11 protein-coding genes are annotated in these 15,032 nt (G+C 65.3%); 3 read left to right on the top strand and 8 right to left on the bottom strand.

From position 1 onward, the window contains the following. Positions 1-5: 5 nt before the first annotated feature. The 7 genes from fdhE to CS1BSM3_RS16415 form a co-directional block, all read right to left on the bottom strand. A complete protein-coding gene (gene fdhE / locus CS1BSM3_RS16450) occupies positions 6-944 on the bottom strand; it encodes a formate dehydrogenase accessory protein FdhE (protein WP_143149243.1) in 939 nt (312 codons plus the stop codon). A 35-nt stretch (positions 945-979) separates the two neighbouring features. Then, positions 980-1,666 (bottom strand): formate dehydrogenase subunit gamma, encoded by a 687-nt coding sequence (locus CS1BSM3_RS16445; RefSeq protein ID WP_072388707.1) that lies wholly within the window; start codon positions 1,664-1,666, stop codon positions 980-982. Continuing rightward, complete coding sequence (gene fdxH, locus CS1BSM3_RS16440) at positions 1,663-2,568, bottom strand: formate dehydrogenase subunit beta (protein WP_072388705.1); 906 nt, start codon at positions 2,566-2,568, stop codon at positions 1,663-1,665. The genes CS1BSM3_RS16445 and fdxH overlap by 4 nt, the downstream gene beginning before the upstream one ends. Before the next feature lie 12 nt (positions 2,569-2,580). Next, a complete protein-coding gene (gene fdnG / locus CS1BSM3_RS16435; protein ID WP_143149242.1) occupies positions 2,581-5,670 on the bottom strand; it encodes a formate dehydrogenase-N subunit alpha in 3,090 nt (1,029 codons plus the stop codon). Between the two features lie 464 nt (positions 5,671-6,134). Further along, a complete protein-coding gene (locus CS1BSM3_RS16425; protein ID WP_072388699.1) occupies positions 6,135-6,956 on the bottom strand; it encodes an isocitrate lyase/PEP mutase family protein in 822 nt (273 codons plus the stop codon). Positions 6,957-6,970: 14 nt separating this feature from the next. Then, entirely contained in the window at positions 6,971-8,659 is a 1,689-nt protein-coding gene (gene ybaL / locus CS1BSM3_RS16420; RefSeq protein WP_072388698.1) for a YbaL family putative K(+) efflux transporter, read from the bottom strand. A 370-nt stretch (positions 8,660-9,029) separates the two neighbouring features. Next, entirely contained in the window at positions 9,030-10,211 is a 1,182-nt protein-coding gene (locus tag CS1BSM3_RS16415) for a M20 family metallopeptidase (protein WP_072388696.1), read from the bottom strand. Positions 10,212-10,465: 254 nt separating this feature from the next. On the opposite strand from CS1BSM3_RS16415, the gene CS1BSM3_RS16410 reads away from it, so the two are divergent. Genes CS1BSM3_RS16410 through CS1BSM3_RS16400 form a run of 3 tightly spaced genes read left to right on the top strand, consistent with a single transcriptional unit; the run spans position 10,466 to position 13,773 of the window. Beyond that, entirely contained in the window at positions 10,466-11,212 is a 747-nt protein-coding gene (locus tag CS1BSM3_RS16410) for an ABC transporter ATP-binding protein (protein WP_244540629.1), read from the top strand. 7 nt (positions 11,213-11,219) lie between these two features. After that, positions 11,220-12,779: a hypothetical protein gene (locus tag CS1BSM3_RS16405; protein WP_143149241.1), complete on the top strand. Its 1,560-nt coding sequence runs from the start codon at positions 11,220-11,222 to the stop codon at positions 12,777-12,779. Beyond that, positions 12,721-13,773, top strand: coding sequence for an NAD(P)-dependent oxidoreductase (locus CS1BSM3_RS16400; RefSeq protein WP_280174756.1), 1,053 nt, complete (start codon positions 12,721-12,723; stop codon positions 13,771-13,773). Before CS1BSM3_RS16405 ends, CS1BSM3_RS16400 begins: the two co-directional genes overlap by 59 nt. A 5-nt stretch (positions 13,774-13,778) precedes the next feature. On the opposite strand, the gene CS1BSM3_RS16395 is transcribed toward CS1BSM3_RS16400, so the two are convergent. After that, the gene (locus tag CS1BSM3_RS16395) at positions 13,779-15,014 is read right to left on the bottom strand and encodes an ArgE/DapE family deacylase (protein WP_072388688.1); all 1,236 of its coding nucleotides are present in this window, start codon (positions 15,012-15,014) and stop codon (positions 13,779-13,781) included. Positions 15,015-15,032 lie beyond the last annotated feature (18 nt).

Raw genomic sequence — 15,032 nt, 5'->3', positions numbered from 1 at the left:
CCGATCTAATACCCCATCAGGAATGGGTTCACTGAAGCGCGTGTCCACCCCTCCTTTGTGAGGGTGAGGTCCAGCGCCAGCGAGGCCACGTCGTCGGCGATCGGCTCCAGGGACGGGTCCTTGTGCTGATGGAGCATCTTCACATAGGAGTCGCAGGCCTCGCACGTCTCGCCCATGACGGTCTCCTGGCCGCCCTCGAGGGAGTGATAGGCAATCCCCTTCTCGCTACTGCACACAAGGCACTTGATGCGCACGACATTCCACTGCGTGGCGCAGATCGAGCAGGTGCAGAAGCGCGTGCCGTGAGCGCCCTCCCAGCCGACGACGGCGCTCGCGACGGGCGCGCCGCCGCACGAGGGGCAGGCGCCATCCGCAACACGCTTGAGGCTTTCGACGTCCAGGCGGGCTGCGAGGCGCGTGAAGAGGACCTGCACGGCGGCAGCGGCAAGCACGTGCTCGGCAATGGCATCGCCGGGAATCTCGTCCAGGATCACGGCCTGCATCATATTGCGGCGACCGTCCGGCCCGGCTTTCTCGACGGCCTCCAAGGCCGTGCGCGAGGTCTCCGCAAGGTCGGCGGCGGCAAGCGTCTTCAACAGCGCGTCGAATGTGCGGTCGGCGGTCTCGTCGAGCGCAATCTGCCCGGTCGAGATCGGCGGCATGGTGTTGTCGCGGGCGAGCGCGAGCCGCTCCGGCGACGGCAGAACCGGCTCCGGCAGCTCGCCAAGAATGTCGTGCTGGGCGCGCGTGATCTGCGACAGGAGGTGCAGATAGGGCTCGAGCTGATGGCCCGGCGCGAGCGCGGCAAAGCGCTCGCTGCGCACAAGAAACACGCGGCCAGGGTCGGGGAGCACGGCGAAGGGCGGGTTTGCGACTTCGCCGATGTCCATGGGGGCCAACGGCACGGCATCGCCGGCCGGGCGTCTGGAACCGTCACGCGGCATCCGAGCCTCGAATCTCTGTCACTACACTACTCTGCCTACTCGGCAGGCTGGGGCCCGCCGGGCTCCTTGCCAATCTCCTTGCGCAGCCACTTGCGGTGATGGCGCCAGGCCCAGCCACCGGTCACGGTACCGCGCGTCATGGCACTGATAGTACCACGAACCCAGATCGCCGCGTACACATGGATGATCCAGATGGCGATCGTGAGGACGGCCGCCCCGGCATGGATAACGGCGGCGAGGCGCCGCTGGTCGATCGTGGCCTTGAAGCCGAGAAGCTGCTCGAAGTAGGCAAGCCCCACCGGCCAGAGGCCGATGCCGGTCACGAACATGACGAGCACCAGGAAGGCCTGCGCCCAGAAGACGAACTTCTGGCCCGCGTTGTACTTGCCGACCTCGGGCAGATACTCCTCCCGCCCCGCCAGAACATGGCGCAGACGGGCAAGCCAGACCCAATCGGTCCGCTCGGGCAGGTTCGCCACGAAAAAGCGGAGGAACAGTCCGAGGAAGCCGATGACCAGCACGACGCCGAGCCACGGATGGAGCCAGCGCGCCGTCGGACCGCCGCCGAAGAGGCCGGTCAGCCAGTAGAGGCTCGGGTGGAACAGCGCGAGCCCGCTGATCATCAGCAGCACGAAGCTGATCGCGACGACCCAGTGGTTGATGCGCGCGCTACCGGAGTAGCGAGGCACCTGAAGCGGTGCCTCTCCCCTGTGCTGGCTCATGCCCCGCCTCCCCGAAGCTTCTCGGCGTTCTCCTCATCTTCATGCGTGACGCGATTGGCGCCCGCGAGCAGATGGTGAACGACGCCGAAGGCTGCCGTGACGCCGAGGAGGGCGAGGCCGGCATACTTGCCGGCCCCCTTCCACAGCTCGACGAGCGGGCTGATCCGCGGATTCTGCGGAAGGCCCGCATAGAGCGGAGCCTTGTCCAGGTGGTGCAGCACGTACATCACGTGCGTGCCCTGGACGCCCGGTGGGTCGTAGAGGCCAGCCTTGGAGTAGCCGCGGTCCTTGAGGTCCGCGACGCGCTCGGCGGCGAGCTTCTTCATGTCGTCCTTGGTGCCGAAGGTGATGGCCTTCGTCGGGCAGGCCTTGGCGCAGGCCGGACCCTGACCGACGGCGACGCGGTCCGAGCACAGCGTGCACTTGTAGGCCTTGTTGTCGGCCGTCGAGATGCGGGGAATGTTGAAGGGGCAGCCCTTCACGCAGTACCCGCAGCCGATGCAGTTCGCAGAGATGAAGTCGACGATGCCGTTGGAGTACTGCACGATCGCGCCGGGGGCCGGGCAGGCCTTGAGACAGCCCGGATCCTGGCAGTGCATGCAGCCGTCCTTGCGGATGAGCCACTCGAGCTGACCGCGCTCAGGGTTCTCCCACTCGGCGAAGCGCATCAGCGTCCAGGCGTTCGGCGTAAGATCGTGGGGGTTCTCGTAAACGCCCACGTTCTCCTCGATGTCCTGGCGCAGATCGTTCCACTCCATGCAGGCGACCTGGCACGCCTTGCAACCGATGCACTTCGAGACATCGATCATCTTGGCGACCGGCGTCTCCGCCTTTGCGGGCGGCAGTGCACCGGTGGTCGCGGAGCGCTTCGCGAGGCCGAATGCCGGTTGAAGTTGAGACATGTCAGCCCTCCCTCAGCTTACGGCCGGGCCGCTGAGCGGCTCGATGTTGACAAGGAACGCCTTGTATTCCGGCGTCTGGGTGTTGGCGTCGCCGACGTAGGGCGTCAGCGAGTTCACGCCGATCGCCTTCTTGGTCTCGCCAATGAACCCGTAGTGGATCGGCATGCCGACGGTATGCACCGTCTTGCCGTCGATCTTGAGCGCCGGAATGCGCTTGGTGATGACCGCCTTGCCTTTGACCGAGCCACGGTTGGACGAGACCTTCACCCACTGGCCGTTCGAAATGTTCTTCTCCTTCGCAAGCTCGGGAGAGATTTCGACGAAGAATTCAGGCTGGGTGATCGCGTTGAGCTTGTTGGTCTTGGTCCACCAGTGGAAGTGCTCGGTAAGCCGATAGGTCGTCGCCACGTAGGGGAAGTCCTTCGACGTACCGAAAGCCGCACGGTCGCCACCGAATACACGCGCCGCGGGGTTCGAGGACATCTTCGGGTGCAAGGCATTTGCAACCGGACTCTCGAACGGCTCGTAGTGCTCGGGGAACGGGCCCTCGTTCATCATCTTGCGCGCGAAGAGGCGAGCAACGCCTTCCGCGTTCATGATGTAGGGGCCGGCATTGCGGTCCGGCGCAAGCGGCGGCGGATAGTCAGGCACATCCGCCCCGCCCCACGCCTTACCGTTCCACGTGATGTAGGACTTCCGCTCGCTCCACGGCTTGCCGGAAGGATCGGCCGACGCGCGGTTGTAGAGAATGCGGCGGTTGGCCGGCCAAGCGAAGCCCCAGTTGCCGTACACGTACCTGCCGGACGGGTCGGAGTTGTCCCGACGCGCCGTCATGTTGCCGCGCTCGGTATAGGCGCCGGTGTAGATCCAGCACCCCGACGTGGTCGTGCCGTCGTCTCTCAGATGACCGAAGGTCGCGAGCTGCTGACCCGCCTTGTAGAGGGTCTTCGTCGCGTCCGCCGGATCCGGGATGTCGACAAGCGCCTTGCCGTTGATCTCACGCATGAGCTCATCGGCCGTCGGCAGCTTCGGATTGGCATAGCTCCAGTCGACCTTGAGGATCGGATCTGCAGCCTTGCCACCCTGCTTCTCGTAGAGCTCGCGAATGCGGAGGAAGAGCTCCGCCATGATCGCGATGTCGTTGCGTGCTTCGCCCGGGCCGTTCGCCGCCTTCCAGCGCCAGTTGATGGTGCGGGAGGAGTTGGTGAACGAGCCCTCGTCCTCGGCGAAGCAGGTTGCCGGCAGCATGAACACTTCGGTCTGGATCTTCGACGGATCGACCGGGTTGGCCTCTCCGTGGTTCTCCCAGAACTTCACCGTGTCCGTCTCGAGCGGGTCGATCGACACCAGGAACTTCAGCTTCGAGAGGCCCGCGATCAGCTTGCCCTTGTTCGGCACGGAGAGCAGCGGGTTGAAGCCCTGGCAGACAAAGCCGTTCACCTGTCCCTGGTGGACGAGCTCGAACATCTGCAGCGTGTCGTAGACCTTGTCGAGCTTCGGCAGCCACTCGTAGCCGAAGTCGTTCTCGGCCGTCGCCGACGCGCCGTACATGGACTTCAGCAAGCTCACGTAGAACTTCTTGTAGTTCTGCCAGAAGCTCACCGAGTTCTGCATCATCGGCCGGAAATTCCGGTTCGCCATGTGCGCAGCAAGCGTCGGCTCGCTGTCACGGGGCTGGCCGAGATAACCGGGCGTCGACTGCGAGAGCAGACCGATGTCGGTCAGACCCTGCACGTTCGAGTGGCCGCGCAGCGCGTTCACGCCACCGCCCGGAACACCGATGTTGCCGAGCAGGAGCTGAAGCATGCCCGCCGTGCGGATGGTCTGCGAGCCGTAGCTGTGCTGTGTCCAGCCCAGCGCGTACATGATCGTCATCGACTTCTCGCCATTGGCGGTCGATGAAATCATCTCGCAGACCTTGAGGAACTTGTCCTTCGGCGCGCCGCAGACGCGCTCCACCATCTCCGGCGTGTACCGGGCAGCGTGCTTCTTCAGGAGCTGGTAGACGGAGCGCGGATGCTCGAGCGTCGTATCCCTGACGACGAAGCCGTCAGCGCCGATCTCGTAGTCCCAGGTGTCGCGATTGTACGTCCGGTTGTTCGCGTTGAAGCCGGAGAACACGCCCTCCTGCTCGTCGAACGAGAAGCCTTCCTTCACGATCATCGAGACGTCGGTGTAGTTCGCCACGTACTCGCGATGGATCTTGTCGTTCGTGATGAGGTAGTTGATCACGCCGAGCAGATACGCGGTGTCGGTGCCGGCACGGATCGGACAGTAGAAGTCCGAGACCGAGGCCGAGCGCGTGAACCGCGGATCGACGACGATGAGGCGCGCCTTGTTATGGTGCTTGGCTTCCGTGACCCACTTGAAGCCGCACGGATGCGCCTCGGCCGCGTTGCCGCCCATGATGAGCACGACATCGGCGTTCTTGATGTCGGTCCAGGAGTTCGTCATCGCGCCACGCCCAAATGTCGGAGCCAGACTGGCTACCGTCGGGGCGTGTCAGATACGTGCCTGGTTGTCGACGGCCACGATGCCGAGGCCACGAACGGCCTTCCAGGTCAGCCAGCCCGCCTCGTTCGAGGTGGCACAGCCGGCGAGGAAGCCCATGGTGGGCCAGCGGTTCACCGTGACGCCGTCGCGCGTCTTCTCGATGAAGTTCGCGTCGCGGTCTTCCTTCATGAGCTTCGCGATGCGCTCCATCGCGAAATCCCAGGTGACCGGCTCGAACTTGTCGCTGCCCGGCTTCCTGTGCATCGGCCGGGTGACGCGCTGTTTCGAGTGGATGAAGTCGAGAGCGCCGGCGCCCTTCGGGCACAGCGTGCCGCGGTTCACCGGGTTATCGACATCGCCTTCGATGTGGAAGATCTCGGCCTTTTCGCCCTTCTTCACATCACCGCGGCTGTAAAGAATCATGCCGCAGCTGACTGAGCAGTATGGGCACGTGTTACGGGTCTCGGTCGCTTTCGAAAGCTTGAAGGCGTGCGCGGCCTGCGCGAGCGCTACTTCAGCTCCCCCGAAGCCAAAGGCTCCGATCGCCGAACCCGCAACCCCCGCGCCCGTCCCCTTAAGGAACTGGCGTCGTGAGAATTGCACGTTCATTAGTTTCCTCTCCGCCTTGTCTATCGCGCCGACGTTGCGGAGATTGCCAGTCCCGCCTCGGCGCGTGTCGTACAAAGAAGACCAACGTCTTCGAAGTCGACCACCGCCCGGGCGAGACTCCTCGAATATTAGAACTCTTACACATTGCGTTTCGCATTGTAAACGCACACATATTTTGCATTGCAGCAGGACTCTCAGAGCACAGAGCGCAAGTCCGCCTAAGCTATTAATCAAACAGAACAATCACGCCATCGTGAGTTGTAATCGCGAGTGGCTCTGCGGGTCGGCGAGGCGCGCCGATGCCCCCGTACGGCGCTCACGGCGAAGAACTACGCCTGCGGCCGGCCCGCCTCGAAGGTGCGCCTGGTATGCCAAGATCATGGACGTGGGTGCTTCGGCAGCCGCCCGCACTTCAGCGAGCCGAACTGCGCCGATGACCTGCGTGCGTGGGATCGCGGCGTGGCTTAGCCGTCGAGCATCTTGTTGAGATCGGGCCCCGGCACGGAGCGATCGAGATAGCCGAATGTGCCCTGATCACGAACCTCGCGCGCCGCATCGATGAGGCCGGTCATGGCGGCGCGGTGGAGCGAGCCTGCGAGACTGATCCGCTTCACGCCGGCGGCAGTCAAATCCGCGACGGTAAACGAGCGGCCCTTGATCCCGACCATGAAGTTGAAGGGGCGATCGAGGCTCGCGCACACTTTGCGCACTGCCTCGATATCCGGCAGGCCCGGCGCGAAGAGGACATCGGCGCCAGCCTGCTCGTAGGCCTTGAGGCGGCGGATCGTGTCGTCGAGATCGGGATTGCCGCGGATGAAGTTTTCGGCGCGTGCCGTGAACATGAAGCGGAAAGGCAGCGCGCGCGCCGCAGCAATTGCCGCTTCGACGCGGCGGACGGCGTGGTCAAATTCGTAGATCTGCTTGCCCGGGCCGGCGCAGTCCTCGATCGAGCCGCCGACGAGGCCGACGGCGCCCGCCGCGCGGATCGTCGCCGCGGCATCATCGACGCTATCCCCGAAACCGCTCTCGAGATCGGCTGCAACGGGCAGATCGGTCGCCTCGACGATGATGCGTGCGTGCGCGATGGCCTCGTCGCGGGAAATGCGGCCGTCAGTGCGGCCGAGCACGCCGGCCGCCGCTCCGCTCGATGTCGCGAGCGCCTCGAAGCCGAGAGCTGAGAGAATGCGCGCCGAGCCCGCGTCCCAGGGATTGGGAATGACGAAGGTGCCATCGCGCTCGTGCAGGGCTACGAAGCGTCGCGACTTTTCTTCAACGGTAAGGGTCATGTCGCCCTCCGAGGCTACTCGTTCGGCAAGATGGTCCAATAGGATCTTAGCATGGCGCCCGCGATCTCCTCCGCGCCGAGCACCACGGACGTGGCACCGCAGCTCTCGAGGTGCAGCTTCTCGGCCTCGGAATGGCCGCGCGCGAGGATGATGAGATTGGGATTGATGGCGCGCGCCTGCTCGACGATCTGCCCGGCCTCGAAATTCTCATGGATCGCGACGAGGAGGCAGCGGGCCTTTTCGAGGTTCGCCGCGGCGAGGCTCGTCACGGCGTTGGTCGAGACGGCCTCGATGCCCTCCTCCTTGAGCGCGTTCACCACATCCTCGCTTTCGTCCATCACGAAGAGCGGTACGCCGTTGTCCCTGAGTGCCTTGCCGATGCGATGCCCTACGCGGCCGTGACCGATGAGCACGGCGTGATCCTCGAGCGTGGTCGCCTCGATCTTGGCCGGCTCGGGCTCTCGCGGCTGGGCGGCGTCGACATTTCCTTCGAGCCGATCCAGCCACGGCTTCATGCGATCGAGGCCGATGAAGATCAGCGGATTGAGCAGAATGGAGATGAGCGCGCCGGCAAGAATGAGATCGCGTGCCTCGGCCCCGAGCACGCCGAGCGCGACACCGAGGCCGGCGAGGATGAAGGAGAACTCGCCGATCTGCGCGAGGCTCGCCGAAATCGTGAGCGCCGTGCTCATGGGATGGCCAAAGGCCCGAACGATGGCGAGTGCGGCCAGAGATTTTCCGATGACGATGATCACGACCGTTGCCAGCACCGGCCAGAAATCGCGGATGATGATGGTCGGATCGAACAGCATCCCGACGGACACGAAGAACAGGACCGCGAATGCATCCCTGAGCGGCAGCGTCTCCTCGGCGGCTCTTTGGCTGAGCTCCGACTCGCTCAGGATCATGCCGGCAAAGAACGCGCCGAGCGCGAAAGAGACGCCGAACAGATTTGCCGCACCGAACGCGAAGCCGAGCGCGATCGCCAGGACGCCGAGCCGGAAGAGCTCGCGCGAGCCGGTGTGTGCGATGTAGTGGAGCACCCACGGTATGAGGCGGCGGCCGACAACCATCATCATGGCGACGAAGGCCATGACCTTGAGGATCGTCAGCGCGATCGTGCCGAGCACTTGCGAGGAGCTGAAGCCGAAGGCGGCATTGCGCTCCATGCTGCCGTCGAGCAGCGGCACGACCGCGGGTATGAGCACCAGGGCGAAGACCATCGCGATGTCTTCGACAATCAGCCAGCCGACCGCGATGCGGCCTCTTTCGGTGGTCAGCAGCCGGCGCTCCTGCAGGGCGCGCAGCAGCACCACGGTACTGGCGACCGAGAGCGCGACGCCGAACACCAGGCCGGCGCCGATCGACCAGCCCATGAGATAGGCAAGGCCCATACCGAGAATGGTTGCCACCGCCATCTGCCCGAGCGCGCCGGGAATGGCGATCGTCCGTACGGACCAGAGATCCTTGAGCGAGAAATGAAGGCCGACGCCGAACATCAGCAGGATGACGCCGATCTCGGCAAGCTCGTTGGCGAGCGCCTGATCGGCGACATATCCCGGCGTATGAGGTCCCGCAACGACGCCGGCGAGGAGGTAGCCTATAAGCGGTGAAAAACGCAGCCTCTGCGCAAATGCCCCCAATAGAAAGGCCAGTGACAGGCCTATTACAATCGTGGAGATCAGGGGCGTGGCGTGCGGCATACGGGACTGGAGGCTCCTGCGTTGTGGCTCGATCCTATCTTCGTGATCCAAGGCCGCATTGCAACAGCGCACGCGGGCCCAGGGCGCTAGAAGGCGCAAGAAGGCGCGATTTCTTCGGACCTTATTGGATGATTCCGGTCCCTCGTGTGAAGATCGAGAAATTCGCCATATCTCGCGGCACAGTATGGAGCGAATTTCTCGATCTGAATCACACGAGCAAGATTATGATTCCAGTGTCCCTTTTAATTCCGAAGCTCGCTCGCACCGCCAGCATCCGGGGGGCGAGCTTCGGAATTGGGACACTGGCATACGAACGCGACCGGAATCAGCACTGCGAGGCAACTTTCTGCCGTCATCCGGCAAAAGCTGCTCAGCCGGGCGGCGGAAGTCGCAGAATGGCGAGCGCGAGAGCCTGCGCGCGCGGCACGATGCTGTCGACCTCGAGGTATTCCTCCGGCGTGTGGGCATTGCCGCCGACGGGACCGACGGCGCAGAGCGTCGGACAGCCGACCCCGGCAGTGAAACCGGAATCGGCGCAACCGCCCGTGAATTCGCCCTTCACGCTCATGCCGAGGTCCTGCGAGGCGGCCGCATAGGTGTCGAGCAGTGCCCCACTCTCGCTCGACTGCGTGAGCGGCAGGAACTCGCCGAGGATCTCGAGCTTGGCGGAGGTGCCCGGCACGGTCGCGCCATCGATGATCTTCTGGATGGCCGAGAGGGCGTACTGCCGATCGGCCGGCTTCACGTAGCGCAGGTCGATGCGCCCTTCGGCGGAGGGAGCCGTGGTGTTGACGCTCTGTCCGCCGGAGACGAGGCCGACATTGACCGTGATACCGCGCGGCAGGTCCGTCAGCGCGTGGAGGGCGACGATCTTGTGCGCCAGCTCGCCGATCGCGGAAATGCCCTTCTCGAAATTGCCACCCGAGTGGGCCGCCTTGCCGAGAACCTCGAAGCGCATGAAAACGCCGCCCTTGCGACCGCTCACGACATTGCCCGTCGGCCGACCTGGCTCGGAGTTGAATACGGCGCGCGCCTCACGCGCCACGCGCTCGATCACGGGCCGGCAGGATGGCGAGCCGATCTCCTCATCCGAGGTGATGAGACCAGCGAGCGGCCCTGGCGCCCCACCATGGCGCTTGAAGGCCTCGAGCACGAAAGCATTCATGACGAGGCCCGCCTTCATATCGGCGACGCCGGGCCCGTAGGCACGCCCGCCCTCGATCTTGAAGCGCCGCCGCCCTGCCTCGCCCTTGGGGAAGACCGTGTCGCGGTGGCCCATGAGCACGATCGGCTTCTCGTTGGTCGGCGTGTCGTCGAGGCGGATGTGAATGGCATTGCCGAAGGTCTCGTGCGGCTCGACGCGCGTCAGCAGCCCGCGCTGCTCGAAATGGCGCACGAAACGGTCGCCGACGGCATCGACGCCGGCCTTGTCATAGCTGCCGCTGTCGATGTTCACGACCTCTTCCAGGAGGCTCAGCATGTCCTGACGGCTCTCGGCGAGCCATGCGCAGATTTTCTTCTCGAGATCGCTCTTCCCCGCCGCAGCGCTCATGCCACCCTCTCCCGTCATGCCCATGTGTTGCACCAGCATAGAGGGGTATCGCCGCGCCCCTGTCCAGGGGCCGCAACGCGCAACCGCCATGCGGGCAATTAAGACGGCAGCAACGCCGGCCGGCTAGGCTGCCGACACCTTCTGTGTGCGTGGGAGTTGCCCGCGCAGCGCCCTGCGCAAAGGAGTTGGATGTGACGGCAGGCTTAAACCTTGTGCCGGATTGGCGCGCGGGCGCGGCGCCGGCTGCCGAGGCCGTGCTGCTGTGCGGCGTCCGGCGGACATTCGGCGCGGCTGTCGCGGTCGACCGGATGGACCTCGCCGTCCGGCCGGGCGAGCTCTATGCCCTGCTCGGCCCCAATGGTGCCGGCAAGACGACGACACTGCGCATGATCGCAGGCCTGCTGCGTCCCGATGCGGGCACGATCCGCATTTTCGGCATCGACGCCTTGGCGGACCCGACCGCAGCGAAACGCATCACGGCATGGCTCCCCGATGAGCCCATGCTCTACGACAAGCTCTCGCCGCTCGAATATCTGGAGCTGGTCGCGGGCTTGTGGGGCGTACCCACAACACTTGCCGAGCGCCGCGCCGGCGAGCTGATCGACGTCCTCGAGCTCGGGCCTCACCGACATCAGCGCTGCGAAGGCTTCTCGCGCGGCATGAAACAGAAGGTCGCGCTCGCGGGCGCGCTGATCCACGATCCGCAGCTCATCATGCTGGACGAGCCGCTCACCGGCATCGATGCGGCCATCGCGCGGCAGGTGAAGGACCTGCTCACAGCCCGCGTCCGCGCTGGCGCGACGATCATCCTCACGACGCACATTCTGGAGGTCGCCGAGCGCCTCGCCGACCGCATCGGCATCGTGCACCGCGGACGCCTCGCTGCCGATGGCACGCTCGCCGAGCTCAAGGCCACCGCCGGGCGCGGCAGCTCGACGCTCGAGGATGTGTTCTTGCAGCTCATGCGATCCGATGCGGATCACGCCGTACTGGCTTCGTGAGCGCGTCATGAACCCGGCACCCGGCTCCTTTCTCTGGCTTGTCGCGCACGACATGCGCCTGAACTGGCGTCGGTTCGTCGATATGATGGGCGGCACGAGCATCAGCCATCTCGGCGTGCTGCTCGCGTGTGGTGTCGTGGTGCTGCATCTCGTTGCGTGGCCGGCTGTGCTGCTGGTCAAGCCGCGTGTACAGGGCGCCGATGCGAGCCTCATGCCGCTCGCGATCGCCATGCTCTGCATCTTCACGTGGATGATCGCGCAAGGTCTCTTCGCGACGACGCGAACGCTCTTCGATCGCGGCGATCTCGATCTCCTGCTCGGCGCGCCACTCCCCGCCGCGCGCATCCTCGCGGCAAAGGCGACCGCTATCGCCGCGAGCACGCTCGGCTCGATTGCGCTGCTGGTATTGCCGCTCGCCAACATGAGCGCGATCCTCGGCGAGCCCGTTTGGCTCGCCGCCTATCCGGTGCTGATTTCTCTCGCGCTGATGGCGACGGCGCTCGGTCTCGGGATCTCGATCGGCCTGTTCTTCCTCGTCGGACCGCGCCGCGCGCGTACGTTCACGCAGATGACGGGCGCTCTCATCGCGGGCGGGTTCGTGCTCGGGGCGCAGGCCATTGCCGTGCTGCCAGAGGGAATGCGCGCGGGGATCACGCGTGCCTTGGAGCACACGGCTGCCGGCTCAGGTCTCAGCGACATCGCCTTCCTGCCCGTGCACGCCCTGCAGGGGAATGCGCGGGCGCTGGCGGTGCTCGTTGTGATCTCGGTCCTGTTGTTTGCTCTCGCCATAAACGTGCTCGCGAACCGCTTTGCGGCTGCGACGCTCGCTGCGACGGGCGCGCCTTCCGGACGTGATCGTGCGACAAGCTCGCAACGCGGTATCCGCTTCCGCAGCGGCCTCGCCCGCAATCTTCGCCGGAAGGAGTGGCGGCTCGTCGCGCGCGATCCGAGCCTGTTCGCGCAGCTCGGCCTGCAGATCATCTATACCATCCCGATCGCCGTCATCCTGCTGCGCAGCGAGGCGCTGCCGACCGCACTCGCGCTGGCGCCGACCATCGTCGTCATTGCCGCGCAAGTTTCTGCTTCCATTTCGTGGATCATGGTCTCGGGCGAGGATGCCCCTGAGCTGATGGCGACCGCGCCTGTCAGCGCCGCCGAGATCGACCGCGCGAAGCTGACCGCCGTCGGCTTGCCGGTGCTGGCGATCGTCGCGCTGCCGCTTGCAGGCCTCGCGCTCGCCTCGTGGCGCATCGCGATCCTTGCCGCGCTCTTTGCTGCCGCAGGCGCCGCGTCGACGGCGCTGCTGAACTTCTGGCACCCCATGCCGGGTAATCGCCGTGGGATGCTGCGGCGTCATTCGCAATCGAAGCTCATCGCGCTCGTCGAGCACGCCATCGCGATCTCCTGGGCCATGGCCATCGTCCTGACTGTGGCGCAAAGCCCCGTCGCACTGCTTCCTATTGCCGTCGTGGTCGCGATCCTTGCTGTCGTGCGCCGCCGCCATCGCCGTGAGGCGGTGCCTGCCTCAGCGCCTGCGCCACTCGCCGGCGCGCCCGCTCGCACCTGAGGCTTGCCCCAACGTACCGATTGGCAAATCTGCGCCGTTGGGCAAGATTTGGGGCGGGAAACGACTTCAGATCGAGGACGCAACAATGGCGGATATTGGCTTCATCGGGCTTGGCATCATGGGATCGCGCATGGCGGCGCGTCTCCTCGCGGCAGGTCATACGCTCGTCGTGCATGATGTGAGCGAGGGTGCGGTCGCGGCAATCGTGGAGAAGGGTGCGAAGGCTGCGCGCTCGGCCGCCGAGGTCGCGAGCCGGAGTGATGTGGTGCTACTCAGCTTGCCGAAGCCGGATGTGGTCGAGACCGTATTGACAGGGCCGGGTGGCGTGATCGAAGGCACACGGGCAAAGACGATCATCGATACGTCGACCACCGGCTCCCAGGTCATCACTCGCACTGCCCCGAAGCTCGCGGGGAAGGGCATGACGCTGCTCGATGCGCCGGTCAGCGGCGGCGTTGCGGGTGCGGCGAACGGCACGCTGACGGTGATGGTCGGCGGTGACCCCGCAACGTTCGAGAGCGTGCGCCAGATCCTTGAGATCATCGGCAAGAACGTCATGCACATGGGCAACAAGCCTGGGCTCGGCCAGTCCATGAAGCTCGTCAACAACATGCTGACAGCGGCGGGAACGCTCGCGGCCATGGAAGTGCTGGTCGCGGGCGCCAAGGCCGGCCTCGATCCGCAGAAGATGCTCGACGTGATCAACAGCTCGTCGGGTCGCTGCTTCGGCACAGAGGTGAAGATCCCCGAGTGCATTCTGCCGGGCACGTTCCCCATGCGCTTCTCGACAGACCTGCTGCACAAGGATGTCAATCTCGGCATCGAGGAAGCCGAGGCCATGGGCGCGCGCATGTGGGTCGTGAAGTGCGCGCGCGATGTGCTCGCCTACTCCAAGGAGCAGGGCGATGGCGCGCTCGATTACGCGCACATCATCAAGTATTTCGAGGAATGGGCCGGCGGCGACGCGAAAGTGCGCGCGAAGAACGCCGGCTGAGCGCCTCAGGTCGCCATCAGATCGGCGAGCGTGAGCGCGACGACCTCCGTCGCCTTGGCGAGATCGGCGAGCGGAAGGCGTTCATCCGCGCGATGCGCGTTTGCCTCCTCGATCGTGCGCGGACCGGCACCGTAGAGCACGATCGGCACGCCGTGGGCCGTATAGTGGCGGGCGTCCGTGTAGAGCGGCACGCCACTCGCGCTGATCGGCTCGCCCATGATCTGGCTCGCGCGGCGGCAGAGCGCGTCGATCATGCGATCGCCGGCTGGCAGGCGTTGCAGCGGCTTGGCGAGCAGGATGCGACGGACGTCCACGCGCGCGCCCCCCTCGACTGCGGACGAGGCCTTGGCGATGACCTCGCGCAGCTCGGCCTCGACGACCTCGGGATTTTCCTCAGGGACAATGCGGCGATCGAGGCGGAAGACGACGCGATCAGGAACGACATTCGTGTTGATGCCGCCGCTGATGAGGCCAATGGTGAGCTGCGGTGCGCCGATACCCGGCGTCTTCGACGTGCGCGTCGCGAGTGTCGGCCGCCAGGCATAGAGCGCGGAGAGAATGGCGGTCGCGGACTGCAATGCGTCGATGCCGGTCCACGGCTTGGCGGCGTGCGCCGAGCGGCCCGCAACCTCCACTTCGAGATGCAGACAGCCATTGTGCTCGGTGACGACGGCATAGGAGAAACCGGCGCCGATCGCGAGATCGGGCTTGCTCAGGCCCTGTGCCAGCAGATAGCCGGGGCCGATCTCGCCGCCCGTTTCTTCATCGTAGGTGAGATGCAGCTCGATGGTGCCGCCGAGCTTGGCGCCGCTCGCTTCGAGCGCACGCAGGGCCCAGATGTACGTCGCGAAGTCGGACTTCGAGACCGCGGCGCCGCGTCCGTACATCCAGCCGTCGCTGATCGTCGCGGCATAAGGATCGAACGTCCAGCCTGTGCCGGGCGGAACCACGTCGCCGTGCGCATTGAGGGCGATCGTCGGCCCCGGCCCGAACGTGCGGCGCACGATCAGGTTCGTGCAGGAGATCATCCCCGCAGCTTTGACGATGTCGTCGGGCACGGGATGGCGCTCGACGGTCCAGCCGAAGGCCTCGATGAGTTTCGCAGCGCGCTCGGCAGCGGGGCCGCAGTCACCCGGCGGATTGTCGGTCGGGATCTTCACGATCTCGGCGAGGAAGCGGACCTGTGCATCGCGCTCGCCTTCGAGAAACGCCCGCACCTTCTGATCGATGGCTGTGCTCATGTTCACTGTCCGTTGGAT

Origin of the sequence: Hyphomicrobium sp. CS1BSMeth3, from assembly GCF_900117415.1 — a bacterium.
Taxonomy (GTDB): domain Bacteria; phylum Pseudomonadota; class Alphaproteobacteria; order Rhizobiales; family Hyphomicrobiaceae.
This window is presented reverse-complemented; position numbering and strand designations above follow the sequence as displayed.